The organism is Parageobacillus thermoglucosidasius, from assembly GCF_001295365.1.
Taxonomy (GTDB): domain Bacteria; phylum Bacillota; class Bacilli; order Bacillales; family Anoxybacillaceae; genus Parageobacillus; species Parageobacillus thermoglucosidasius.
This window is the reverse complement of the sequence record NZ_CP012712.1, coordinates 1,892,243-1,918,674: the sequence shown is the minus strand read 5'-3', so window position 1 is coordinate 1,918,674 and position 26,432 is coordinate 1,892,243. Positions and strand designations below refer to the sequence as shown.

Below are 26,432 nucleotides of genomic sequence, written 5' to 3'. Positions count from 1 at the left end.
TCATCTTATCTTATTAATTTTTGCGCCAAAGACTGGGACGTCAAGTTCATCTTCTGTCAATTTCCAATTCTCCGGCAAATCCCAGAACGACTTAAATTCATGATAAAACTTTTCACTTAATGCAAATGAGCTCGCATACATGTGACGCACTTGTATCGCTGCTTCTTTATTGACAATTTTCTTTCTTTCCTCTTCCATCCATTGTTTTGTCGGCACCCCCCGCTTCAGCCGCTCTTTTCTCATTTCCTCGCGGCGCTTCATCGTTGCTTCTTCATCAACGATATATCGCCCTTTTTCATCTTGTGTGAAAACTGCTCCATAAACACTTTCGGCAAAACGCGGAAGGATATGGCCTTCGTTTAAATCATCTTCAATCATTTTCGGTTTCCGCTCTAGCGGATCGCCGAATCCTGGACCCCCGCGCAAATAGTTCAAATATAAATCATAGTTTTCAAAAATCGTTTCCGTCGTTATCGCCTGCTTATCACGGATAATTTCTTTAGCTTCCATCAGTTTTTCATATTGCGGGTTATCCGGATCAGGATCACCGCCAGTTGGAATCGGCAGCCTCTTTTCAATCCGTTCTTTTAAGTTCGTGCCGTGGGCTTCAAAACGGTATCCCGCTGCGGCTGGATAACCGCCCATCAATCCGCAATCACTGGAAATGTAACCGTTGCCCATGAAAAACATCGTCCAGTCTTTTGCCCCATACACCATTCTCAACGTTTCATAGCCGTTCCCGCCGCGGTATTTCCCATGGCCGCCTGTATTTGGTTTAATGCTTCTTCCAAGATAAATGAGCGGTTCTGCCAACTCCCAGATTTCCATATCGCCCATATCGCCTTCCGGATTCCAAATCGCTGCGGCATGGCTGATCCCGTCTCTTACCGCGCTTGCCCCAACGCCTTCTGCGGCTGATTCGAAGCTGTTGACAGCATGGTTTTCATTGAACTGGTTGTAGCCGCCCCCTTGCAGCCAGTTGGAGGTATTGGCATTCCCTGCATTGACTTCTTCGAGATAGCCGCGGGCAAAATAATTGCGGCTGAGCCCACGCCATAACGGGCTCCACGCAGATACAAGGAAATGCCATGCATAGCTGTGCGCGGTGCGGATATCGTCTGGGTTTAACCATGAACCGTACGGCAAGTCAAACTTGCTCGCATAATATGCTCCGTCATTGACCCGGTCGTTTGGGATCAGCGTTTGCGACATCATAACCCAGATCCCGCTCGTAATTGAGACCGGCGTTGCGTTATAACTATGCCATCCCCATCGGTTGACACCTTCAAAATCGATTTCAAACTTGCCGTCTTTGTGAACGATTATCTCCGTTGGCGCATGCATAATCGTGTCCACACGGGCATAAGGAGGGACATCCAGATTTTTGTACGGTACGTCAACAAAGGAAACTTGACGGTATCTGCCCGGAATAAGCAGCGTTTTTACTTGGTTGATAAAGCCGCGGCGCCCTTCTTCGATCACTTCGCGAATAAACTGTTTGTACGTATCGATTCCTTCTTCTTTAACAATATCAAGAACAAGATCGCGGATCATATGACATCCGGCGATTCGGGTCCGTTCATCAAGCAGCCAGTACTTTGTCGTACGGACCGAACGTTGGCTCTCAATTAACCAGTCTTTAAGCAGTGTATCGTTTTTTCCAATTTTGCGGCAGGCCACTTGATAACCGTCATCGTAACGAGTGACCGGACCAACCGTCATGCTTCCAGGCGCTGTTGCACCAACATCGATAACATGAGTAACGCCGCCAACCCAGCCGATCAGTTCACCTTCGTAGAAAATCGGCACGATCGTATGAACGTCGCACGGATGGACGTTACCGATCTGGCAGTCATTGTTGCAGAAAATGTCGCCGTCCTCGATGCCAGGGTTCTCTTCATAATCATTTTTAATCATGAATTTGATGGCAGCCCCCATCGTACCGACGTGAATGATGATACCGGTGGAAGTAACGATAGAATCGCCTTCAGGTGTGTAAAGCGTGAAACATAATTCACCTTCTTGCTCTACAATCGGCGATGCGGCAACTCTTTTCGCCGTTTCCCGCGCATGTACCACGCCGCCGCGTAGCTTCGAAAAGATTTTTTCATAACGGATCGGGTCGCTTTCTTTCAGCGGCAGTTCTTTTAATCCCGCGTAATGTCCCGTCAGCTGGCTAAGCCGGTCGATTTCCTCCCGCATTTCTTTCAGCGTTTTTCCATTCCAGCCGATCGTTTTGTGTTTTTTCTCCTCTCTTATGTTCATCGCCATCTTCAACTCAACCCCCTGTTAAATTTCTCGCAAATGGAAAATGCGATGCTGGTCAAGATATGTTTCAAATCCTGGCGGAATAACAAATGTGGTTGCCGGAGATTCAATAATCGAAAACGCTTTAATTTTGTTGCCTGGTTTCAGTTTTTCCATTTCCCAAATATCCGCTTCGATCCATTTGCCTTTCCAGTACACGTTACGCTTGCCGAGATACGCTTCTTTCGATGGCGTTTCACCCGCAAACGGTTCTACTGGGATTTTTGGCTTCGGCACTTCAACGATTCCCCGAACAATGGCGCCTGTGATGCTGTAGCCGAGCTCTGGCGATTTCGCTGCTTTGGCGTAAACTCTTGTATACGTGTCTTCGAACGCATTGACAAGTTCATTCCAGTGCCCAATATTTTTAAATTCTTTGATTGGCGCTTCAATTTCCAAGTCGTTTAATTGCCCTTGGTACTGCATGCGGAAATAAAGCCGGAAATCAACGTCTTCCCTGCTGAATTGGCTTTTTTCGAACTCCGCTGCGACTTTTTCCTTAAGCTCGTCCCACGCGGCCTGCAGTTCTTTTCCCGCTTTTCGTTTTTCATCATCGCTGGCACCGTCATTGACGTTAATATCGAGCGTTTTATCATAACGGTATTCGAAATCCGCCGCACCGCAGCCGAACGCAGAAAATCCTGCTGCCCATGCCGGCACTAACACATCTTCAAAACCAAGCCCTTTCGTATAACCGGCGGTATGTAACGGACCGCCACCTCCGTACGAAAAACATACATATTGGGACGGTGAGTACCCTTTTCCTAAAATCATGGATTCAAGGTAGTTGCGAAGCTGTGATTCAAGCAAGTCGATGACGCCGTATGCCGCGTCTTCGACGGATAATCCGAGCGGATCGGCGATCTGTTTTTTAATCGCTTCGTACGCACGCTCTGGATAGAGCTTGACTTCCCCGCCCAGAAAATTATCCGGATTGATCAATCCAAGAACAACATGGCAATCTGTGACCGTTACCGTATCAACACCGCCTTCTGGATAGCAGACACCGACTCTCGATCCAGCACTGTCCGGACCAAGTGTTAACGATTTAAAGTTAGGATCGATCCGCACATAGCTTCCGGCTCCTGCACCAACGGTATCCATAGAGACAAGCGGCAGTGAAAGCACAAGGCGGGCCATATCTGGACTTGTGTTGATGCTTAAGTCCCCTTGGGTGATGAGCGCCATATCAAAGCTTGTTCCTCCAATATCCGAGCAAGCGATATTGCGGATGCCAAGCTGTTCCCCGAGATATTTCGCGCCAATGACGCCGCCGATCGGACCAGAAACAAGCGTTCTTGCCAACTCGTTTGCCCGCGTGCTAATCGTTCCGCCATGGCTTGCCATCACGCGCAAATCAAAATTGGCACCATGCGACTTTAACATATTGTTAATTTTGGTCAATGTTTCGCGTGAAGGATCGGCCGCATACGCCTCAATGATCGTTGTATTCGTCCGGTGCGATTCCTTTCGGACTGGATAATAATCAACGGAGGCAAACACAGGAACCTCTTTTCCAACTTTCTTCATGACCTCTTTGGCTATATCTCGCACTCTCCGTTCATGGTCAGGATACTTGTAAGAATGAAGCAAACTAATGACAATAGCTTCCACATCAAGTTCCAGAAGTTCCCTTACTGCCGGTTCTACTTCATGCTCATAAAGCGGAATGACAACGTTTCCAAACAAATCCACTCTTTCTGTTACACCTCTTGTTAACTCCCTTGGCACAAGAGGTGGGTCATAACGGTGAGTGTTTAAATGCAAACGATCTGAATAAGAATAACCAAGATATGCCTGGATCGCCCGGCCCATCCGGTGAAAATCTTCCATCCCCTTGTTAACGATCAATCCGACCCGGCGCCCCTTCCTTGATACAAGCCGGTTCAGCATCGCTGTTCCTGAATAAACTCCAGCAAGCAATTTTGGAAATTGTTCTTCCACTGTTGTGTCCCAGTAAGCAAACGCATCCTTTGCAGAATTTAAGAGACCGATCGATTCATCTTCCGGTGTCGATTGCGCCTTTCCGACGACAAACTCTCCGTTTTCATCGATGATAAACGTGTCTGTCATCGTTCCTCCGGCGTCAATCGCAAGAATTTGCGCCTTTCTTTTTACTGCTGTTTTCATTTTTTCTCCCCTTCCTACATGTGATTGCAATATTTTAAGAATGGTTATAAACGATAGATCTGAAAAGCAGGCTAGAAGCCTAATCCCAAACGGGAATATAAGATGGGATTGGGGACGTTATCCTCTTTTCATGCCTCCTCTACTCTACGCTTCCGTCATCAAATCGGCACCGCCAAATTGATGTTCCTTCCCCTTAACTTAACGCCATCACCTCCTTTAATGGGCGGATATAGGCAAAAGGGATGATAGAAGTTACCATTTTTCCTGCGAGAATAGTAATTTTAAATGCAGCGAACAATCAAGGATAGAAACATAAACAAGTAAAAAATATATATTTTGGAATAAATAAACATACAAAAACAACAAAATAAAAATCGCGAATGCATTGGGAAGATAAAAATCAGCGGGAAGAACCGTTGCTTCGTTCAGTGGAATAGCAGAAAGAAATTGTTCTGTCTGATGTTAGAGTGAGGCAGTTCAATGCGCGAAAAGATGTTGCTTCAGTGACTTAAACAACTTGAGAACAGCAAAACATGTTTCATCAACAGCTCCTTTGCCTCTTCCATCTCTTGTTTTTACGAAAAACAAGTAAATTTAATTTGTATGGCTTTTTATTCTATCAATTCATCATTAGCATCGTTTATTGTTAAATAGAATAACATATATAAAAATATATGTCTACAGAAAATTTTTTATTTTTTAAATTTTATTAATATTAAAACTATAAATAAAAATTAAGTGCGACTCAGTCCGGTATTATTAAAAAACAATAAAAGCTATTTGATATTCCCAAAACCTTAATCCACTGGACCGGGAGCGGAATTTAACAAAATGATCAGGACTTGGATCATAAATATGATACATATGGAAAAAGAAAAGAAGAAAGCTTCCATCAAGATGTGCTGCAAATTCCATATATTCCTAACACAAAAAAACTAGGAAGGTTTCCTTCCTAGTTTTTACTCTTCATCATCAAGAAGCAAATCTGGGCTTAAATCTTCCAATTCTTCATCAAGTTCGTCATATTCGAATTCATCGTCGCTGCTGCGGCCTTCTGGGTCGATCGCCACGTACAATTTCGTTTCACCAATGACTTCGGCGACAAATTCCCGTTCAACATCAACAACGATTTTATTTCCGTTTGGCGAAATGGTGCATTCCAAGCAATTCGGCTGCTGGATGACGCGGACGATAATATCTGTATCATCGTGAATAATGTCATCATCATCGCGGTATTTTAATTTAACGACATCCGTATATGACACTGTCTCTGTGACAACTTCCGTCTTTGTATTGTTGTTGTATGAATACCAAACGTTAATGTCATAGTGTCCATGGATTTCTACTGCTTTGTCGCGTTTTTTCGCATCGTAGCGATGGTTAATAATCCAGCATCCTAAAATGCTCGACGGCCGATTTGGGGATGTAACGGTATGCGTTGATTGCGTAAATCTACGGCCCTTCCCGACAACCGCTTTTGTAATAATCTCTCTGTATTCAGACATACGTCAAACCCTCCTCAAATGAATCTTCATTTCATCCTATGCGTGATTTCAACCAATGTGCACATAAACTGATGAATCATTCCCTTATAGTTCATTGTATGCAGGGGTTTCGTATGATGTGCCAACTTTTTCGACCATAAAAAAAGACGCCCTTTCTCAACAAAGGACGTCTCTTTTTCTTTTCTCTTTTTTTAATGGCAGCCGCCGTTTCTGCGGTAGCGTATTTGCGCGCCCGTCTCGCCGCGCAATACGTCGCCGCCTGTTGATGCGATAATCTCATCGGTCACTGTATTGGAAATGGTAGAAGCAACAAGTTGGAGAAGATCATTCACTTCCATTTGTGACTGTTGGAATTCGTTGACAATCGGAATTTGCGAAAGCTCTTCATAAATGTCGTCAATTTGTGCTTCTACTTTTTTCAGCGCTTCGTATTTCCCGTAATGTTTTAAATTTACCGCCTGTTTTTGCAGCGATTTGATTTGCTCGATCATCGTGCGCACTTTTTCATTTTGGTGTATTTTTTCTTCCGCGCGTTTAAAAAAATCGACTTCTTCCGTCTCCGCAATCATTTTTGCCAGTTCTTTCGCCTGCGCTAAAACTTCATCACGCGTATATTTTGCCATCTTATCTCACCTCGATCACTTCTTCTACCATTTCCCCGTTTAATGTCCACGTTTTCGCCTCGGTAATCCGCACTTTCACCAGTTTGCCAATCGCCGACTTCGGACCGATAAAGTTGACAAGTTTGTTTTTCCGGGTGTATCCAGCAAGGACATCCGGGTTGTTTTTGCTTTCTCCCTCTACTAATACTTCGACAACTTTCCCTTCATATTCCTTCATTTTTCTTGCCGAAATTTCATTGACAAGCGCGTTCAGCCGGTGCAACCGTTCTTTTTTCACTTCCATCGGCACATTGTCCACCATTTTCGCTGCTGGCGTGCCTTCACGCGGCGAATAAATAAACGTATACGCAGAATCAAATTCGACCTCGCGGTATAACGACAGCGTCTCTTCAAATTGTTCTTCCGTTTCGTTCGGGAATCCGACAATAATGTCCGTCGTCAAGGCAACGTCAGGAATCGCCGCTTTAATTTTGCGGACAAGCTCTAAATATTCCTCGCGCGTATATTTGCGGCCCATCAATTTCAATATTTCCGTGCTGCCCGATTGCACCGGCAAATGAATATGTTCCACTAAATTGCCGCGTTTGGCGAGCACTTCGATTAAACGGTCGTCAAAATCGCGCGGATGGCTTGTCGTAAAACGGATGCGCGCAATATCAATTTTTCGAAGTTCGTCCATCAAATCGCCAAGGCCGTACTTCATATCCGTGAAATCTTTTCCGTAAGCATTGACGTTTTGGCCGAGAAGCGTCACTTCTTTATATCCTTGGGCGGCAAGATGGCGCACTTCTTGGATGATGTCTTCCGGACGGCGGCTCCGTTCTTTTCCGCGCGTATACGGAACAATGCAATACGTGCAAAATTTGTCGCAGCCATACATAATGTTGACCCATGCCTTGATGTTGCCTTTGCGCGCTTTCGGAAGATTTTCGATGACATCGCCTTCTTTCGACCATACTTCGACAACCATTTCTTTGGACATATATGCTTCATGCAAAATGTGTGGCAGGCGATGGATGTTATGTGTACCGAAAATCATATCAACATATTGATATTGTTTTAAAATTTTATTGACGACCGATTCTTCTTGCGACATACAGCCGCATACCCCAAGAAGCAAATCCGGATTGTCTTGCTTCAGCTGCTTTAAGTGGCCGATCTCGCCAAATACTTTGTTTTCGGCATTCTCGCGGATGGCGCATGTATTCAATAAAATGACATTCGCATCTTCTGGGCGGTCAGTCGGCTCATATCCAAGCTCCATAAAAATTCCCGCCATGACTTCTGTGTCATGTTCGTTCATTTGGCAGCCGTACGTGCGAATATAAAACTTGCGGCCGTTGCCCATGCCGCGGAATTGTTCCGGGATCGTGAAATCTTTATAATATTTCACTTCTTCTTTTCCGCGCTTTTTCGCTTCTTTCAGATTTGGCGGAATAAATACGCTCGTAAAATACTTTTCGTAATCTTTGCTCGTTTTTTTCTTTAGCGCATCCAAAGCGGATTTTTTGTCCGTTGGATGATCCATTGTTTGAATGTGCCCTGTTTGTTCTAGACGTTGTTTTTCGTTCATTTTGATACTCCTTTCTCATAATAATGGATGAAATGAAAAGAAAAATTCATTATAAACCAACACGCAATAATTTATTATACACTTTTCAAAAACAAAAGGGAATGCCAATTGGGTACCGTCAAGAATTTTGTATCATGTAAGATAGATAGGGCATCTCTGGAATGGATTAAGAATAGAAAGGAGGCTGTTTCTTCTACGCCAATATTCAGTTTCCGGTGCAGAAAGGAAGAATCCCCTTATTTTGCCTATTTACAGTATTTAGTTAATGATAACGTTCTGTAAGCATTCGTTGAAGGGCTTCATGCGCCCGGCAAATCCTCTTCATTTCCGTCCTGACCACTTCTCGATAAAGATTTTTTCAGCGGCTTCGAAACCGCTCAACCTGTTCATCGGTTTTAGGCGTTTCCGAATCCCCTTGATCGTTCGTTCGATGGCATGGTCGTATCAATCACACTTCGAATCCTGTCTGGACAGTCCATAAAGGTGAGGAGGACATCCAGCTCATTTGCCCACGATTGGACTTCCTTTGAACACTTGCAGGACCTTTGGATTCAAATTGTTGAAACCTCTCCATGCGATTTCTTTATTCGGAAAACGGTAAATGCGTTTCAGAACCCCGCCATTCGAATGGAGCTTTCTTCCGCACACGATTTTATTATATTAATTAGACAGCTTTTGAAGGGATTAGTAAAATGTATTATGCAATATATTACAATGGGGGATTGAAAATGAAGACGATTAAACAATTTCTCGAAGAATTGTTAAGAGATATAGGCGTTAATATCAGTATAGATAAAAATGATATTGATGTAGCTAAAATCTTTCTGAATAGAATTAATCAATACTTATATCAATCTAATAATAATGAATACATATCTCCTTTTCATGAATATTGGAAGGAAAAACACCAAGAAATCCTAAACATTTCCATTAACAGGAACCAAGCAAGAAAAATAGCAGAGATTTTTGAGCAGATATTTTCCTCCCCCTCGTCTTTCCCTCAGTTGGAACTGAATACTAAGATTACTAACACCAAGGGGCTTTCAAAGGAGAATATAGCTAACGTCCGGTTTTATACAGCAATTCAAGATTTTAAAATTAACATTTATAAAGACGGCAGAAATCCTTTTCAGAAATATCTCGAAAAACCAGAGTGGTTTGAACCTGAAAAAATAGTTGAATCCCCAAATATTATACTGGAATTTCTTGAATATTTAGGTGCTACTGGTTCTCAGGGTGATAAACGAATAAAATGGATGTTAGAGGCTTCGAAATTCCTATTAGAAACGTGTAATGGACAAGCATATAATTTATTGGAAATATGCAACAATGATTTAGAGTTAGTCAGAAAATTAATATCAGATGAACGTGATATTGGTTTTAGCAGAAAAAAAGCTGATATGTTTATCAGGGATATGCTAGATTGGAATATTTGGGATACTGATATTGGCATAGAAAAACTAAACGTTGCTAGTGATACTAATACAATTAGAGTTGCATTAAGAACAGGGCTTCTTGAGTTAGATTTCCCTTTGTTAGCAAGTTACCTTGACGTTTATTGTTATCAATATGGGCTTGTTGACTATAAAACGCAAGAAGGCTGGAGGACTGTTTGGGAAGAGTGGAAGAAAATACCGAACAATCATTGCCCTAAAACACCTGCTTCAATGGATTACCTAATTTACAAATCAATAGGGAAAAAATATTGCAAACTAAACAAGCGAAAATGTGAAGAATGTGTTTTGAATCAAGTATGCCCACCAGATAAAAGAAATTTAAAACCTCCTAGATCTATTTCAATTTACGGGCAAACTGGATGGGAAAGCGGGAAAACAGATGCAGGAGGCGGAGGCGGAATAATGTCTTAAAAGAAGGGGGATAGATTTCTAATTCCCTCTTAGTATAGCTCTAACTCATTTTCTGTAGCCTCAAGACGTTTTATTGTCAACTCTAGGTATTCTTTTTCTATATCTATTCCAATATATCTGCGATTGAGTTTTTTCGCAACAACTCCAGTTGTACCGCTCCCATTGAATGGGTCCAGAACGATATCATTTATTTTTGTCGATGCGAGAATTATTCTTTCTAAAAGCTCTATAGGCTTTTGTGTCGGATGTCTTCCATGTGCTTTCTCACTTTTTTTAGTTGTCGGTATTTCCCAAACATCCCTCATTTGCTTCCCACCATTCATTTCTTTCATTAAGTTATAGTTAAAATAATGGGATGTCTTTTTCCCCTTTCTAGCCCATAAAATTGTTTCGGTCGAATGAGTAAAATACCGACAACTTAAATTTGGCGAGGCATTCTTTTTATACCAAGTAATATTATTTAAAATTTTATATTCAAGCTCATTCAAGGCAAAACCAATAGAATATATGTTGTGTAAAGTTCCCGAAATCCAAATTGTCCCGCCATCCTTTAAGACTCTTTTACAAGCATATAACCATTCTTTATTGAATGAATGTATTTCATTTAAGGTAGATGGCTTGTCCCATTCTCCCTTGTCTACCGACACCATTTTTCCAGAATGGCAAGTAATACCGCCACTTGATAAAAAATAAGGGGGATCCGCAAAAATCATATCAACACTATTTTTTTCCAATCTATTTAACCAATCAATACAATTGCCATTAATAAGGAGGAGATTATCTTGATAGTAAAAAATTTCTTCATCTTTTAGCCCTGCAAATAAATTTTTCATAAGTACCGCCCCTTGCATTAAATTCAAACCAACCTGTTTAACACAGGTTGGTTTAACATAATTTTTTAATCTTTGTAGTTAGTTACAAGAATTTCATTTATAGCCCCTCTTTTGCTCGCTTTTGAATTTATCATTCTTTTTGCACTTATCCGATAAATGTTGAACGGGGCATATAACTCATCGAAAAAATGGTCTTGTTCGTTTGTATTTTTTGGATCAGAGTTACTAAGCATTAGGAAAGCGCCTTTTGCATCCAATTCTGCAAAATAACGGGCTAGTTCTTTTTGGTTTTCATCAGTAAAATCATACTTACTATACGAAGTAAAGTTAGATGTTTGGTTTAAAGGGCGATAAGGCGGGTCAAAGTAAACGAATGTTTCATCGTTTACATAATCCCTGCTTTCTTTATAATCGCCTAAATTGATATTCACTCTTTGAAGAAATTGACTTACTGCACGTAAATTTTCTTCATCACATATAGTTGGTTTTTTATAATCTCCCATTGGTACATTAAAATACCCTGACTTATTTACCCTAAATAAACCGTTGAAACAAGTCCTATTTAAAAATATCATTTGGCTTGCCCTTTCAATTTTCCCCTTATGGTAACGATAAAAATCAAAGCCATTTAATGCATTATTGAATTCATCTCTTATCTTATAGTAATAAGCTTTTCGTCCTTCGCTCTCAAGGGCGAGATATTGGTCTTCTTTTTCTTTAAGTTTCTCAATTAAATCATCAACATTATTTTTTATAACTTCGTATACCAAAATCAGCTCTGGATTAATATCCCAAATATAGATATCTTCAAAATCAAATGTTTGTCCGATTTCAAAAAGTACTGCCCCACTTCCGACAAAAGGCTCTATATATCGTTTAACCTTTCCTTCATATATGGCTTTAGGATAATAAAGTTCAAATGTTTCCAGCAGCTGAGTTTTTCCACCAGCCCATTTTAAAAAAGGTTTAGCTTTTTTATTTAAAATAGTACTCATATTAGGTAACCTCCACCTTAGATTTTTATCCGTTCGCGCTAGTAATAAGGAGTCTAACCATATTATAATATTGTAATACAGATGCCCTTTTCGTCGAAATGACTCGGTTTTTTATTATATCATTTTTAGCTTCATTTTGTATGCCGTCTTTCCACCAAGAATTTTGAACGGAGGATAAAAATAAAATTAATAGAAGCATTAGAAAAACTTAACTCTTTGAACTGTTCAGATGTTCCTTTCTCAAAATTATTTGAAAAACAGCACATCGATATCATTAACAAAGGGAGAGTCGGACAGCTGCTTGAATTACTTTTCAAAAAGGAGTTTATGATACATTTACTTCGTTCTTCTAAGGATTATCCAGATATAGTATAGGGAGAGATGTTTGTTGACTGTAAAAAGCTATAGTTATTCGCAAATGAAAAACCATCTGCTAAACAAATTTGAAAAGTCGGATTATATTAGTCTTTACAATCAGAAGAAGCAAGAAAGATATAGCGTCCTCTCGTTTCAAGATGTGAACGGCAGATCATCTATAGATATCACTTTCCCAGGTTATAAAGCAGAAATCAAAAACAATAAAGTCACTAAATATGATTTTAGAGTAAATATTGTGAAAGAAAATCTAAATATAGACACGCCTCCGTCTCACGTTAACATAATAGTTGATTTATATAACAAAGTTCAGAAAGATAATTCACTATATAATGATTTAAGAATTTTTTTACATAATTTATCATTAGACAATGATTTAGATCCTTTCAGAAACACAAAATTACTTGAATATCCTTATGAAAACACTATCAATATGGAAGTAATCAATCTAACAGAAAATATCCATCGAAGATTAGGAAAAACATATAACAGGAATGGTAATTATTGGAATTACTCTTTCACTGATTTAGCACATTGTATAAAATGGATCGTCCTGCAAGAAGATATTAATTATCCAATAAGGAACGGAAAGTTAGGTAGAAAAATGCCTTTTTCTAGATACTTCGAAGCAATATTTGTCGCTGTCAATCATTCGCATACCCTAGAGGAAGTTGTTACCCGTGCATTACAGCACTACACTCGCCCAGCCAACTGGAGAGAATTGGATTACTCCTTTTTAAATGACATAAAGTAAACAATTAAGTTGAAATTAAATGCATTATCGTTAACAATGAATCACGGCTGATAGGCAGATGCATCGCCTGCGCTCCATGTAGTTACACCCCAAATTAGCGCAAGAATCAAAAAATAATCGGCCTTGGCACAAGAAAAAATGTTTTCTTCACAACATATACATATTCATAGCATATAAACAATACTTTTCTTATTCCGATTTGATACGGGACATGCTGCCATAACAAAATCACTCCCAACTAGGCAATGCCTAATTAGGAGTGAATCATTCCCAAATCACATAAATTCAGAAACTAATTCTGCAAATTTTTCTTTGCTTAAGCGAAGGTCTGCTTCCGTCAGCGGTGTTTCGCTGTAACCGTGAAGCAATTCTTGATACGATTTTTGTTCTTTGTTTTGGTAAATAAGCCCCGTCACTAATCCTTTATATTTCATCACCGTTTGCATCGCCATGGCGCGGTCAGACGGATCATATCCTTCAATCTCGCTGACTTTCACAAGATTTTCTTTAAACCAGTCATATGTGTTGACCTTATTATATGTAACACACGGACTGAATACGTTGATCAGCGAAAAACCTTTATGCTTTATCCCTTCTTCAATTAAGCTCGTCAATTCTTTTAAATCGCTCGAAAAGCTTTGCGCTACGAACGTAGCGCCGGCGCTTAGGGCGATTTCCATAATCGAAAGGGCCGGTTCGACCGATCCTTGCGGGGTGCTCTTCGTTTTAAAACCGACATCGCTTCGCGGCGATGTTTGCCCCTTTGTCAAACCGTAAATTTGGTTGTCCATCACAATGTACGTAATATCGATGTTGCGGCGAATCGCATGAACCGTGTGCCCCATGCCGATCGCAAACCCGTCACCGTCGCCGCCGGCGGCAATGACCGTTAAGTCACGGTTCGCCATTTTCACGCCTTGAGCAAGCGGCAGCGCCCGGCCGTGAGTGCCGTGAAATCCATAGGAATGGATATATCCGGAAATGCGGCCCGAGCAGCCGATGCCAGAAATAACTGCCAATTGGTGCGGCTCAAGCCCGATGTTCGCCGCAGCGCGCTGAATGGCAGCCTGAACGGAGAAATCGCCGCAACCCGGACACCAATTTGGTTTCACATCATTGCGAAAGTCTTTAAACGTCGCCATGTTTTATAACAACTCCTTGCATTTTGTATAAACTTCGTTCGGCAAAAACGGGTTGCCGTCATATTTCAAGACATTAGCAATTTTTTCAGCATGCCCGACATTCATTTTAAGAATGTTCGCAAGTTGTCCTGTGGCATTTTGCTCAACGACGACGACTTTTTTCGCCGCTTTGACAAGCGGAAGCACTTCTTCCGTTGGGAACGGATGAAGCAGGCGGATGTGCGCATGATTGACTTTCACGCCATCCTGTTCAAGACGCTCGATCGCTTCTTCGATCGCACCGCGCGTAGAAATAAAACCAACAATCAGCAAATCCGCTTCATCGTGTTTAACATTTTTATGGACTGGCGTGTTGAATTGAATATGTTTTAATTTGCGCAGCCGTTTATCCATCTGCGCTTTTCGGTTCGCTGCGGCTTCAGACGGCGTTCCTGTCTCCGCATGCTCCACTCCCGTCACATGGTGGATGCCGTTTGGCGTCCCCGGGAGCACGCGCGGAGAAATGCCATCTTCCGTCACTTCGTAACGTTTAAAATTCCCTTTTTTCTCAAGCGGCGGAAGTTCTTCTGTTACTAATTTGCCGCGGCGGATTTCGATTTTATCGTACTCTAGCGGTTCGACCGTCTGTTTGCCAAGGGAAAGCTGCAAATCAGACAGCACGATGACCGGACATTGATATTCTTCCGCAAGATTGAACGCTTCCGCCATATCGTAAAACGCTTCTTGCACCGTGCTTGGCGCTATCACGATTTTTGGAATCTCGCCATGCGTGCCGTAAATCATAGCCATCAAGTCCGATTGCTCTTGTTTTGTCGGCAAACCTGTACTTGGACCGCCGCGCTGTGTATCCACGATGACAAGCGGTGTTTCCGTCATTCCGGCAAGTCCGATGGATTCCGCCATAAGGGAAAGACCAGGACCCGCGGAGGCCGTGAACGCCCGCACCCCGGCATAGTTAGCGCCAATCGCCATCGTACATGCGGCTATTTCATCTTCCGTTTGAATAACGGCACCTCCGAGTTCTGGAAGTTTTTTAATCAAATATTCCATAATTTCCGAAGCCGGAGTAATCGGATATGCCGCCATAAAACGCGCCCCGCCGGCAAGCGCCCCTAAGGCAAGCGCGTCGTTGCCGATCATAAACATCCGCTTTTTGCCATCCGCTTTTGCTAGCTTCATCGTTTGCACGCGATCACCGAGCTGCTCTTTCATATATTGCGCGCCAGCGCGAATCGCTTCCATATTTTTTTCCACTACTTGCTGGCCTTTTCTTCCAAAAATTTCTTGAACCACTTCTTGATAGGCGCTAATATCAATGCCAAGAACTGCGCTTGAGGCACCGACGGCGACCATGTTTTTCATGAGCGATGTGCCTAAATTTGTCGCGATCTCCGTAAATGGAACGGCATACAACGTTACATTTCGACCTTCCGGAATCGTTGGATGAAATTTCGCATCAGCGATCACGATCCCGCCATCGCGCAGTTCATGAAAATTAAAATCAATCGATTCCTGGTCAAATGCCACCAATATATCAAGATCATCGGCAATCGAACGGACTGGCGTCGTGCTTACGCGAATTTTGTTGTTCGTGTGCCCCCCTTTGATCCGCGAAGAAAAATGGCGATATCCATATAAATAATAACCAAGACGGTTTAGCGCAATGGAGAAGATTTCACCGGTACTTTCAATTCCTTCTCCCTGCTGCCCCCCAACTTTCCATGAAAGCTGATGAATCATTACTTACACCCCTTTAAGTTCGGTCAAAAATTACAATTATAAGTGTAGCATTTTTCCGATAAAATCACTAGATTTTGAGACAATGATTTTTGCAAAAATTTTAGCATATAAAAATATTGTATCCAACCTTTTTGCTCAAGCCAAAAAAGCAGCTGCGCTTATCGCAGCCGTCACGAATGCTTTCATTTTTTGCATCATTGCGGCAAATGATCGTAAAAATTGCGGAATAAAAATCGTTCCACTTCTTTTTCCGAATAATGCTTTTGCAGCTCGTTCACTAAATTTGCGTAACATCTTGCATTTTCAAGCCCTTTTGCCGTTTCTTCCATCCCGTCAAAATCGGAGCCAAACCCGACGTTTCTCGCGCCTCCGAGCGAACAAACGTGCTCTAAATGGCGGAGAACGTCCGAAATCATCGCTTTTTCACTCTCTTTCGTCAAAAAATACGGAACAAATGTTATTCCGATCATCCCGTTTTTCTCTATCAATGCGTGAATTTGCTCGTCGCGCAAATTGCGAGGATGCGGGCAGAAACGATATGTATTAGAGTGGGAAGCAATCGGAAATTGCGCGATTTCTAACACGTCCCAAAATGCTTTTTCCGATAAATGGGAAACATCGACCCAACGTTTCGCTTTATTAAGATGTCGCACCACTTGCCTTCCGAATTCCGTTAATCCGGCCCCACGCTGTTCCCAAGCCCCATCCGCTACGGCGTTTGCCCAATTCCACGTTAGCCCGACAGACGAGACGCCAAGGCGAAGCAACGTTTTTAACTTCACAAGGCTTGTCCCGATCGCATCACAACCTTCGAGCGTCAACATCGCGCCAATTTCATTTTCTTCCAATGCGTCAATATCCCGTTTGGAACGGATGAACTTTATCAACGGAAATCGGTTAATGATTCGCTCAAAAAAGATATCTATCATTTCGAGCGCAACCGTAAAGCGCGCTTCTTCCGGAACGTTTTCCGGAATATAAATGGCAAAACATTGAACTTTCACTTTCGCCTCGGCAAGCGCCGGAAACGTGACATGAAGATGCTGGCCGTTTTGAAATGACAAAGACCGGTCCATCCATAATTTCATTAAAGCATCACAATGGGCATCGAAAATCATCAAACTCCCTCCCTAAAGTAAAAATAACCTGCTTGCCCTTTATTCAGGCTCAAGCAGGTTATATTCCTATCATAAATGTTAACGGTTAACGAGGCTCTACGATTAATTTAATCGCCGTCCGCTCTTCCCCATCAATGATAATATCGGTAAACGCAGGAATGCAAATAAGGTCCATGCCGCTCGGTGCCACAAACCCTCGTGCGATGGCTACTGCCTTAACGGCTTGGTTTAATGCACCTGCACCGATCGCTTGAATTTCGGCTGCCCCGCGTTCACGCAATACCCCGGCAAGTGCACCAGCTACAGAGTTAGGATTCGACTTTGCTGAAACTTTTAATATTTCCATTTCTAGTTCCTCCCTCATTTCCTCAAAAATTCATCGCAAAAATAGTTCTACTGTTACTATATTCACTGTTTTGGCAAGTATTCCTGCTATGATCGCAAATATTTTTAAAAATTCCTAAAACGCGGACTATTCAAAATAAGGATGGTCATCATTGATGCAAATCCGTTCAATTTTATGCGCCCGTCCCGTTTTCTCGTCAATATCAATGAGCACAGCGTTTAATTGGCTTCTTCCCTCTTTCACTTCAAAGCGGACAGGCAATGCCGTTAAAAATTTCCGCAACACCGCCTCACGATCCACTCCTAAAATTCCGTCATATGGACCAGTCATCCCGACATCCGTAATATATGCCGTCCCTTTTGGCAAAATGCGGGCATCTGCTGTTTGCACGTGCGTATGCGTGCCGACAACCGCGGACACCCGCCCGTCCAAATACCATCCCATTGCCTGCTTTTCACTTGTCGCCTCCGCATGAAAATCGACAAAAATCATCGGCGTGCGCCGAGCAGCTTCCTCAATAAGCTCGTCCGCTTTTTTAAACGGACAGTCGATAGGCGGCAAAAAGACTCTTCCTTGCAAGTTAATAATGGCTACTTCCATATTTTCAACTTGCACATATACGATTCCTTTTCCCGGCACTCCTTCGGGCAAATTGGCTGGCCGTATCAGCGCCTTGGCGTCATCGATAAATTCAAAAATATCGCGTTGATCCCATGCATGATTGCCAAGTGTCACGACATGGACGCCTTGCTCCAGAAACGTGCGATAAATTTTTTCCGTAATGCCTTTTCCCCCTGCCGCATTTTCCCCATTCATAACGATCACGTTTGGCTTATGTTTTTCCTTTAATTTTGGCAAATATTGCTCTACCATTTTTCTTCCTGGCGATCCGACAACATCGCCAATAAATAATAATCTCATTATATATCCCTTTCTAAGTTGAAATCTAGCTAGTTCCAGTTTGGCATAAAATATAAAAAAAATAAAGTGGCGATACCGCCACTTTATTTTGCGTATTCAACCGCTCTCGTTTCACGAATAACGGTAATTTTGATATGCCCTGGATAATCAAGCTCTTCCTCGATCCGTTTGCGGATGTCCCGCGCCAATCGATGGGCTTCTAAATCATCGATCGCATCTGGTTTCACCATAATGCGCACTTCCCGTCCCGCTTGGATCGCATATGATTTTTCCACACCTTCGTACGATTCAGCGATTTCTTCCAATTTTTCAAGACGGCGAATGTAGTTTTCCAGCGTTTCACTACGCGCTCCCGGTCTTGCCGCCGAAAGGGCATCTGCCGCCGCGACAAGCACCGCAATGACGGAAGTCGGCTCCGTATCTCCGTGATGGGAAGCAATGCTGTTAATTACAACTGGGTGTTCTTTATATTTTGTCGCTAATTCCACCCCGATTTCCACATGGCTTCCTTCCACTTCATGGTCAATCGCTTTGCCAATATCATGAAGGAGACCAGCGCGTCTTGCCAGCATTTCGTCTTCTCCAAGTTCCGCCGCCATCAAACCAGCTAAAAACGCCACTTCCACCGAATGTTTCAACACATTTTGCCCGTAGCTTGTCCGGAATTTAAGCCGTCCCAAAATTTTGATCAAATCCGGGTGCAATCCGTGAACGCCAACTTCGAACGTTGTCTGTTCGCCGACTTCACGAATATGCTCATCCACTTCCCGTCTTGCTTTTTCCACCATTTCCTCAATTCTCGCCGGATGAATGCGCCCATCTTGAACCAGTTTGTCCAAGGCGATTCTCGCCGTCTCTCTACGGATTGGGTCAAATCCTGATAAAATAACCGCTTCCGGCGTATCATCAATAATCAAATCGATGCCGGTGAGCGTTTCCAGCGTACGAATATTCCGGCCTTCACGGCCAATGATCCGTCCTTTCATTTCATCGTTTGGCAAATTAACGACAGATACTGTCGTTTCGGCAACATGATCAGCTGCACAGCGCTGAATCGCCAGCGATAAAATGGCTTTGGCCTTTTTATCCGCTTCTTCTTTTGCGCGCGTTTCCGCTTCTTTCACCATTACCGCAATTTCATGAGACAGCTCTTTTTCCACACGTTCCAAAACAATTTGCCGCGCTTCTTCGCGCGATAATCCGGAAATTCGTTCCAGCTCCATTTGTTCTTGTTGAACGAGTTCTTCCACTTTGCTTTCCATTTGTTCAATATGTTGTTGTCTTTTATTTAGTGCTTCTTCTTTCTTTTCTAAAAGCGCCTCGCGTTTGTTCAGCGCTTCATCCTTCCGGTCCAGATTTTCTTCTTTTTGCAACAAACGATTTTCTTGTTTTTGCAATTCGCTTCTTCGATCGCGAATTTCGCGTTCTACTTCTGTGCGAAGTTTATGAATTTCATCCTTTGCTTCAAGAAGCGTTTCCTTTTTGAGCGCATCAGCTTCGCGTTTTGCTTCTTCAATAATTTGATTTGCTGCTGCTTGTGCGCCGCCAATTTTCGCTTCCGCAATGGATTTCCGAACAAAAAAGCCAACAACGGCACCGACAACTAAGGCAAGCAAGACAAGCAAAGCGGAGATGATGACAGAACCCATTTCTTTCACCTCCTCTTGCTATAAGCTAATTGTTACGCAATGACTGTCCAGCACGCAACATACAACGTACAGTATTTCTTACTGGCATCGAAATCAGCAGCACATATAATCCGCCCATGAACTGAACTGGTGTACGGCTGAAGCCGATAAAGCGAGAATTTTCCTCACTTTTGCGCAAACGCGCCCCCATCTTGCCAAATGTCCCATACAATAAACACCATAATTGGTGTTTAACGTCCAGTTGGCCCAATCCAAAATTTTTCTTTTATGACGCGTAACGCTTTTGCACGTGAGTCATTTTTAGCTAGCCGGAGTCACGGACGTTTAAGGTTGATTATTGTAAAATATACATGTTAATTTTAAAGGTGGCGAATTTTATTGTCAAGATATAGCAAGTTTCTCCCTGTAACTAACGAAAATATATAGTGATACAAAAGATATAATAAAAAAGAGAGGAAACAAAAAGTCCCTCTCTCGCTTATTCTTCCAAAAGTCCGAATTCCTCCTGTTGCAGCTCGTTTGCGCCATTCGAGCTTGAAGGAGACTCAATCCCGTAGTGTTTGCGAATTTCTTGGGCAATTTCTTCAGCGATATGCGGATTTTCTTTTAAAAATTGTTTCGCATTTTCGCGGCCTTGGCCTAAGCGCTCGTCTTTATATGAATACCAGGATCCGCTTTTTTGCACGATATCTAACTCGGAAGCCATATCAATAATTTCGCCTTCGCGGGAAATGCCTTCCCCATACATAATATCTACGTCCGCCGTTTTAAATGGAGGGGCAACTTTATTTTTCACGACTTTAATTTTCGTTTTATTTCCGACCATCTCGTTGCCTTGTTTTATTTGTTCGGCACGGCGCACCTCAAGACGGACCGAAGCATAAAATTTTAACGCGCGGCCGCCTGGAGTTGTCTCCGGATTTCCGAACATCACACCGACTTTTTCGCGAATTTGGTTGATGAAAATCGCAATCGCTTTTGATTTGTTAATCGCTCCGGATAATTTGCGCAATGCTTGCGACATGAGGCGGGCCTGCAAACCAACGTGTGCGTCGCCCATTTCCCCTTCAATTTCCGCTTTCGGCACGAGCGCCGCGACAGAGTCAATCACGATAATATCAACCGCGCCGCTTCTTACCAGCGCCTCGGCAATTTCGAGCGCCTGCTCTCCTGTATCCGGCTGGGAAAGCAGCAATTCATCAATGTTCACGCCTAATTTTTGCGCATAAATCGGATCAAGCGCGTGCTCTGCGTCGATAAATGCGGCTTGTCCGCCTTGTTTCTGGACTTCGGCGATCGCGTGGAGCGCAACCGTTGTTTTCCCGGAAGACTCAGGCCCATATATTTCAATAATGCGGCCGCGCGGATATCCGCCAACACCTAAAGCGATATCGAGCGCAAGCGATCCGCTTGACACGGTCGATATTTTACGATCCGTTTGCTCTCCAAGTCTCATGATCGAGCCTTTTCCAAATTGCCTTTCGATCTGTTTTAACGCCTGTTCCAAGGCAGCTTGACGATCTTGATTCACTAACAAACTCCTCCTTTTTCTTGACTACTTATACTATACCGTTTTTTAAGGCGGTTGCCAAGAAAAAAATCGAACGTTCATTCGTTTTTTGGATGGCGGGAATAGAAAAATTCTCCTTAAGCGAGGAAAAAGCAGTGAGGGGAGGCAAGAGGAAGAGAGCAGCTACAAACATGCAGCTGCCAATTTTTTTAATATAATGGAGCAGCCGTATTTAGCAGTGCGAGTGCGGATTGCATCACGCGGGCCGGATAACGCGAGGGCGTGGACAGCTGTTTCATTTTCAGAAGTGGAAATGCCAATATATACGGTACCGACCGACTTTCCTTCAAGCGGATCCGGTCCTGCCACGCCTGTAAAGCTAATGCCAATATCTGCGCCGCAAAGCGCGCGGACATTTTCCGCCAACAGCTTCGCGCAGCGTTCACTTACCGCTCCGTCGGTTGCTAAAACAGAAGCGGGAACGTGAAGCACTTTCTCCTTCACTTCATTGGTATAGCAGACGACCCCGCCGCGAACCACTTGGGAAGCGCCGGGAATGGCCGTTAATTCCGTTAAGAAAAGCCCGCCAGTGAGGCTTTCGGCAGCCGCGACCGTTTTCTTTTTTTCCTTCAACAGCTTCACCGTATTTTTAAACAACGTGTCGTCATTGTAGCCGTAAAAATAACGGCCGACGCGCGTTAAAATCGCTTGTTCGGTCTGGTCAAGCAGCTTTTTGGCTTCGATTTCCGAATGGTGTTTTGCAGTCAAACGCAACGTTACTTCCCCATCGCCGGCAAGAGGGGCGATCGTCGGGTTTGATTGTTGCTCAATAAGATCTTCGATTTCTGTCTCAAGCTGCGATTCACCGATGCCGAAAAAGCGTAGCACACGCGATTCGATGCGCTCATGGCGATCCAGCTTCTCCATTAAGAACGGGCGCCCGTATTTGCTGAACATTGGCTGCATTTCCTTTGGGGGACCTGGGAGAAGCATATACGTAATCGCACCGACCGTCATTGCCATTCCTGGCGCCATTCCATGTTCGTTTCTGAACACAGTCGAGCCTTGCAAGACAAGCGCCTGTTTTTTATTGTTTTCTGTCATTGTTCGGCCTGTGCGGGCAAAATACGCTTCAATGGAATGAAGCGCCTCCTTGTCAATGACAAGTTCCCGTTGCAATAGGCGGGCGATCGTCTCTTTTGTCAAATCGTCTTTCGTCGGACCAAGTCCGCCTGTGAAAATAATTAAATTCGCTCGTGTTTGTGCCACTTTTACCGCTTTTTCCAAACGGTCGGCATTGTCGCCAACAACAGTGTGAAAATAGACGTTAATGCCAAGTTCAGCGAGCTGGGCAGATAAAAACTGCGCATTCGTGTTAGCGATCTGCCCAAGCAATAATTCGGAGCCGACAGCGATAATTTCCGCATTCAATGAAAGCGCCCCCTTTGTTCGGGTCAAGTTTTGAATGATTGAATCCAACAAGCTTGGACCATCTGCGTTTCTTGTTTGACCGTGCGCATATTTCCGCTATTTTGAATGCAAGAAAACATGTTTGTTTTTGGCGAAATAATCCCAGCCAGACCAAATCGTAAAAATCACTGCCACCCACAGCGCTAAATCCGCAAACGGGAAGGAGATAAGAGAAAAAGGAAAATTGTGCAACAAAAGGGCGGAAATCGCAACAATTTGCGTCCATGTTTTAATTTTGCCAAGCATGTTGGCGGCCATCACTTCCCCTCCCCCGGCAAGCACAAGCCGAAGCCCCGTAACGGCAAACTCACGGCTGATGATGACAATCACCATCCATGAAGGCGCATACTGAAGCTCAACAAGCACAATGAGCGCCGCTGAGACGAGCAGCTTATCCGCGAGCGGGTCCAAAAACTTCCCTAAATTAGTCACAAGCTGATATTTCCGGGCATAATATCCGTCAATCCAATCAGTTGTCGAAGCAATGATGAAAATAAGCGCACCGACAAGGTGGGCGATGGGCAGCGTTTCTGTCCCAATTTTCATGCTACCCCACCCAAACGGAACGAGCATCACTATTAAAAATAACGGTATTAGCATAATTCGTGCCACTGTTATTTTATTCGGCAAATTCACTGTAAATACCTCCGCTGCTCAAACATGTAAAAGCATTTTCTCATCAAAGATGATGTTACGATTTTTTAAAGACAAATTTCAGTTTTTGATATACTTCATCTTTCGGGTCGATAGGATAAGTAAAAGGCTGTCCATTCACTTTCATGTCAACATCAAGCGTTCTGCCGATTTTGACAAACACTTCCGTCTCCGCCGATAAATCGAACGTTTGCGTTTGCCCGTTCGCTAAATTTCCTTGGAAAAAGGAATGACCTTTTGTATTATACACTTCCACCCACGAGGTGCCTTTCGACGTCAATTCAATGACAAACTTGTCCGTATTCGCCAATTCAATTGTCGATAAATTTCCGCTTTTTTCCACAATCGTAAGCGTAAAATCTGAAGAAGGTGATTCCTCTGTTTCTTGTTGTTTTTCCTTATTCTCTTTATTTTCCTGTTTTTTCTCTTTTTCTTCCTTCGCGGCTTTTTCCAGCGGAGAGTTTTTCGGACGTTCCACTTCTGTCGTCGTATCTCCCGCGATTTGACCGCCCGATTTGTTTCCTGCGTCATGTTGCTGCAAAAGCAGCCAAATCACGATAGCAATGCCGACGATCACCGCAGCAATAAGCAATTTTGGCAACAAATCCACCCATTTCGAACCGCTCGGCGAAATTTGTTGCCGCGTTTTTACTCGCGATAATTGCTGCGGAAATTCTTCTTGATACGATTGCGGAATATCTTGCTTGTACTCTTCAAATATTTCTTCCGGGTCAAGGCCGACTGCCTCGGCATATTGTTTGATGAACGCTCGAACGTAAAAATTTCCCGGCATAATCGCATAGTTTCCTTCTTCAATGCCGATTAAATAGCGCTTCTGGATTTTCGTCATCTCTTGCAACTCGTCCAAACTAATGTTTTTCGCTTCCCTTGCTTCCTTTAAACGTTTACCTAGTTCCGTCAACGACAAACACCTTCCACTTTTTTATTAAAAGCCAAAATCAGAAAACCCATCGTTGCCAAACAGTGATGGCTGTTCGATGATATCGTACGTAATTTCCTCATTTGGCTCATTGCGCAATTCAATAATATAATGAAAATCATCCAGTGTGTACTCGGTATGGCGGATAAAAATATCCGGATGCTCCACCACCTTTGTCGCCTCAAGGCGCATCAGTTCCCGAATAAGCTGCCAATGCCGCTCGTTCGCCCGCCGGGTAGAGACGATACCGTCAATGATAAAAATATTGTCTTCGCTATATTCGTCTTCAATCAGCTGGCTGCGCACCGTTTGCTTAATCAGCGTGGATGATACGAAAAGCCAGCGTTTATTCGCGCAAACACTTGCCGCCACGATCGACTCCGTCTTGCCGACACGCGGCATTCCGCGAATGCCAATCAGTTTGTGGCCTTTCTCTTTAAAAATCTCCGCCATAAAATCAACAAGCAGTCCGAGTTCATCGCGGACAAAGCGAAACGTTTTTTTATCATCGGCGTCGCGCTGGATATAGCGGCCGTGGCGGACAGCAAGGCGATCAAGCAGCTTTGGCTGCCTCAGCTTTGTCACGGTAATATTATCCATTGTTTGCAAAATGGTAGACAACCGTTCGATTTGTTCGTTATTATCACAAAGAAGGAGCATGCCACGCCGCGAACCATGGACGCCGTTAATCGTAACGATATTGATAGACAACATTCCTAACAACGAAGCAATATCGCCTAACAACCCCGGACGGTTAATATGTATTTCATATTCCAAATACCACTCCTGCTTCCCCATCCCGTCTTTCCTCCCACATCACAAAATGCCCGCACAAACTCCTATGATAAGTTCATACTACTATAATATCGAATGGGAAAGCAACAGAAAAGGGATTAGAATGAAAAAAGAGGGGAAATCTCCCCTCCCAACACGTTTGCTTATTTTTGCTGCACTAATTTGATCATCATGTTTGCAATCGCGTGCTGTTCTTGTTCATCGGCAACGTTCCAGAGATCAGCGAGCAGCCGTTCTTCCGAGTTTTTCGGGTCCACTTGTTTTGCTAAATAATCACCGATTTGGTAAGCGACGTCTGCGATCACTTGTTGGTTTAAGCCTTGCTGCTGTGCTTGTTGAAGGCGGTCGGCCAGGAAGTCTTTCCATTGTTCGAAGTTGTCCAATACAGACATACGTATAACCTCCTTGATTTTCGTTTCAAGGATAGTTTTCCTGCTTTTTGTTAAAAATATACTTAACAGTACCAACCGCCATTGACGGAAATAATTTGTCCCGTTATGTATGAAGCAGCGTCAGAGAGCAGAAACGCCACCGTTTTCGCCACCTCATCCGGCGTGCCGATGCGCCCGACCGGAATATCGTCCGCGATCAAGCGCAATTCTTCATCGCTGAAGCGGCGCAACATATCGGTATCAATCGCCCCGGGAGCAACGGCATTCACGCGGATGCCGCTGGGCGCCAATTCTTTTGCGAGCGCTTTAACAAACGCGTTTTGCCCGCCTTTGACCATCGAATAGACAACTTCGCAAGACGCGCCTGTTAAGCCCCAAATCGACGAAATAACGACGATATTTCCCCGCTTGTTTGCGATCATCTGTGGCAGCAGCTTTTTCGTCAGCAAAATCGGGCTTGTCACATGGAGCTGAACCATTCTCCGCACCAACTCATCGCTCATATCTGTAATAAGGCCGTAATAGCTGTTTCCGCTATTATGGATAATGACATCGATAGGGCGGTTGATTTGCGAAAGCAGCTCGTCCACGCCGTTTTCGTGCGAAAGATCGGCTTGAACAGGAATGACGTGGACATTGGCCAGCTCATTTTTCAGCTTTTCCACTTGCTCGCGGCGGCGGTAATAATGCAACAAAAGACCATAGCCGTCAGCAGCAAGCTGGCGGGCGATGCTTGTCCCAATCCCCCCGCTTGCTCCGGTAATAAGCGCATATTTCATGGCAATCCCCCTA

General features: G+C 43.5%; 22 protein-coding genes and 1 pseudogene. 2 read left to right on the top strand and 21 right to left on the bottom strand.

The genetic code is table 11. The annotated features are described in order from the left end of the window. The 6 genes and pseudogenes from AOT13_RS09550 to AOT13_RS20980 all read right to left on the bottom strand — a co-directional run. Positions 1 to 2,271, bottom strand: coding sequence for a hydantoinase B/oxoprolinase family protein (locus AOT13_RS09550; RefSeq protein WP_013401231.1), 2,271 nt, complete (start codon positions 2,269 to 2,271; stop codon positions 1 to 3). A gap of 18 nt (positions 2,272 to 2,289) precedes the next feature. After that, on the bottom strand, positions 2,290 to 4,437 hold the full coding sequence (locus AOT13_RS09545; RefSeq protein WP_042383270.1) for a hydantoinase/oxoprolinase family protein: 2,148 nt from the start codon (positions 4,435 to 4,437) through the stop codon (positions 2,290 to 2,292). A 959-nt stretch (positions 4,438 to 5,396) separates the two neighbouring features. After that, positions 5,397 to 5,942 (bottom strand): outer spore coat protein CotE, encoded by a 546-nt coding sequence (gene cotE, locus AOT13_RS09540; protein WP_003251575.1) that lies wholly within the window; start codon positions 5,940 to 5,942, stop codon positions 5,397 to 5,399. A gap of 191 nt (positions 5,943 to 6,133) precedes the next feature. Beyond that, complete coding sequence (locus AOT13_RS09535; protein ID WP_003251577.1) at positions 6,134 to 6,565, bottom strand: YlbF/YmcA family competence regulator; 432 nt, start codon at positions 6,563 to 6,565, stop codon at positions 6,134 to 6,136. Between the two features lies 1 nt (position 6,566). After that, positions 6,567 to 8,138: a tRNA (N6-isopentenyl adenosine(37)-C2)-methylthiotransferase MiaB gene (gene miaB / locus AOT13_RS09530; protein WP_042383271.1), complete on the bottom strand. Its 1,572-nt coding sequence runs from the start codon at positions 8,136 to 8,138 to the stop codon at positions 6,567 to 6,569. Positions 8,139 to 8,400: 262 nt separating this feature from the next. Beyond that, positions 8,401 to 8,790, bottom strand: a pseudogene (locus AOT13_RS20980) (transposase); the annotation flags it as partial. Positions 8,791 to 8,866: 76 nt separating this feature from the next. On the opposite strand from AOT13_RS20980, the gene AOT13_RS09525 reads away from it, so the two are divergent. Then, positions 8,867 to 10,006 (top strand): hypothetical protein, encoded by a 1,140-nt coding sequence (locus tag AOT13_RS09525; RefSeq protein WP_003251580.1) that lies wholly within the window; start codon positions 8,867 to 8,869, stop codon positions 10,004 to 10,006. A 29-nt stretch (positions 10,007 to 10,035) separates the two neighbouring features. Here AOT13_RS09525 and AOT13_RS09520 read toward each other — a convergent pair whose 3' ends face one another. Then, positions 10,036 to 10,839 (bottom strand): DNA-methyltransferase, encoded by an 804-nt coding sequence (locus AOT13_RS09520; RefSeq protein ID WP_003251581.1) that lies wholly within the window; start codon positions 10,837 to 10,839, stop codon positions 10,036 to 10,038. A 65-nt stretch (positions 10,840 to 10,904) separates the two neighbouring features. Next, positions 10,905 to 11,834 carry a DNA adenine methylase gene (locus AOT13_RS09515; RefSeq protein WP_003251583.1) on the bottom strand — a complete coding sequence of 310 codons (930 nt, stop codon included), beginning with the start codon at positions 11,832 to 11,834 and terminating at the stop codon, positions 10,905 to 10,907. Between the two features lie 388 nt (positions 11,835 to 12,222). Between AOT13_RS09515 and AOT13_RS09510 the strand changes: the two genes are divergently transcribed. Continuing rightward, positions 12,223 to 12,963, top strand: a complete 741-nt coding sequence (locus AOT13_RS09510; RefSeq protein WP_013401235.1) for a hypothetical protein — start codon at positions 12,223 to 12,225, stop codon at positions 12,961 to 12,963. Positions 12,964 to 13,238: 275 nt separating this feature from the next. Here the strand turns inward: AOT13_RS09510 and AOT13_RS09505 are convergent, their stop codons facing one another. The 13 genes from AOT13_RS09505 to ymfI all read right to left on the bottom strand — a co-directional run bounded on the left by AOT13_RS09505 (position 13,239) and on the right by ymfI (position 26,419). After that, on the bottom strand, positions 13,239 to 14,105 hold the full coding sequence (locus AOT13_RS09505) for a 2-oxoacid:ferredoxin oxidoreductase subunit beta (protein WP_003251588.1): 867 nt from the start codon (positions 14,103 to 14,105) through the stop codon (positions 13,239 to 13,241). A gap of 3 nt (positions 14,106 to 14,108) precedes the next feature. Beyond that, entirely contained in the window at positions 14,109 to 15,845 is a 1,737-nt protein-coding gene (locus AOT13_RS09500; RefSeq protein ID WP_003251590.1) for a 2-oxoacid:acceptor oxidoreductase subunit alpha, read from the bottom strand. Positions 15,846 to 16,039: 194 nt separating this feature from the next. Further along, entirely contained in the window at positions 16,040 to 16,963 is a 924-nt protein-coding gene (locus AOT13_RS09495; protein ID WP_003251591.1) for a dipeptidase, read from the bottom strand. Between the two features lie 85 nt (positions 16,964 to 17,048). Further along, entirely contained in the window at positions 17,049 to 17,309 is a 261-nt protein-coding gene (gene spoVS / locus AOT13_RS09490; protein WP_003251598.1) for a stage V sporulation protein SpoVS, read from the bottom strand. 126 nt (positions 17,310 to 17,435) lie between these two features. After that, the gene (locus tag AOT13_RS09485) at positions 17,436 to 18,230 is read right to left on the bottom strand and encodes a TIGR00282 family metallophosphoesterase (protein ID WP_003251599.1); all 795 of its coding nucleotides are present in this window, start codon (positions 18,228 to 18,230) and stop codon (positions 17,436 to 17,438) included. Between the two features lie 83 nt (positions 18,231 to 18,313). After that, on the bottom strand, positions 18,314 to 19,879 hold the full coding sequence (gene rny / locus AOT13_RS09480; RefSeq protein WP_003251600.1) for a ribonuclease Y: 1,566 nt from the start codon (positions 19,877 to 19,879) through the stop codon (positions 18,314 to 18,316). A 478-nt stretch (positions 19,880 to 20,357) separates the two neighbouring features. Continuing rightward, positions 20,358 to 21,410 carry a recombinase RecA gene (gene recA, locus AOT13_RS09475; protein WP_003251602.1) on the bottom strand — a complete coding sequence of 351 codons (1,053 nt, stop codon included), beginning with the start codon at positions 21,408 to 21,410 and terminating at the stop codon, positions 20,358 to 20,360. A gap of 162 nt (positions 21,411 to 21,572) precedes the next feature. Beyond that, complete coding sequence (locus AOT13_RS09470; protein ID WP_042383275.1) at positions 21,573 to 22,820, bottom strand: competence/damage-inducible protein A; 1,248 nt, start codon at positions 22,818 to 22,820, stop codon at positions 21,573 to 21,575. Positions 22,821 to 22,916: 96 nt separating this feature from the next. Continuing rightward, the gene (pgsA, locus tag AOT13_RS09465) at positions 22,917 to 23,495 is read right to left on the bottom strand and encodes a CDP-diacylglycerol--glycerol-3-phosphate 3-phosphatidyltransferase (RefSeq protein ID WP_042383277.1); all 579 of its coding nucleotides are present in this window, start codon (positions 23,493 to 23,495) and stop codon (positions 22,917 to 22,919) included. Between the two features lie 55 nt (positions 23,496 to 23,550). Continuing rightward, positions 23,551 to 24,435, bottom strand: coding sequence for a helix-turn-helix domain-containing protein (locus tag AOT13_RS09460; RefSeq protein WP_003251607.1), 885 nt, complete (start codon positions 24,433 to 24,435; stop codon positions 23,551 to 23,553). Between the two features lie 24 nt (positions 24,436 to 24,459). Further along, positions 24,460 to 25,251 carry a DUF3388 domain-containing protein gene (locus AOT13_RS09455; protein WP_003251609.1) on the bottom strand — a complete coding sequence of 264 codons (792 nt, stop codon included), beginning with the start codon at positions 25,249 to 25,251 and terminating at the stop codon, positions 24,460 to 24,462. A 140-nt stretch (positions 25,252 to 25,391) separates the two neighbouring features. Next, positions 25,392 to 25,640: a DUF3243 domain-containing protein gene (locus tag AOT13_RS09450; RefSeq protein WP_003251611.1), complete on the bottom strand. Its 249-nt coding sequence runs from the start codon at positions 25,638 to 25,640 to the stop codon at positions 25,392 to 25,394. Positions 25,641 to 25,702: 62 nt separating this feature from the next. Beyond that, positions 25,703 to 26,419: an elongation factor P 5-aminopentanone reductase gene (gene ymfI, locus AOT13_RS09445; RefSeq protein WP_003251613.1), complete on the bottom strand. Its 717-nt coding sequence runs from the start codon at positions 26,417 to 26,419 to the stop codon at positions 25,703 to 25,705. Positions 26,420 to 26,432 lie beyond the last annotated feature (13 nt).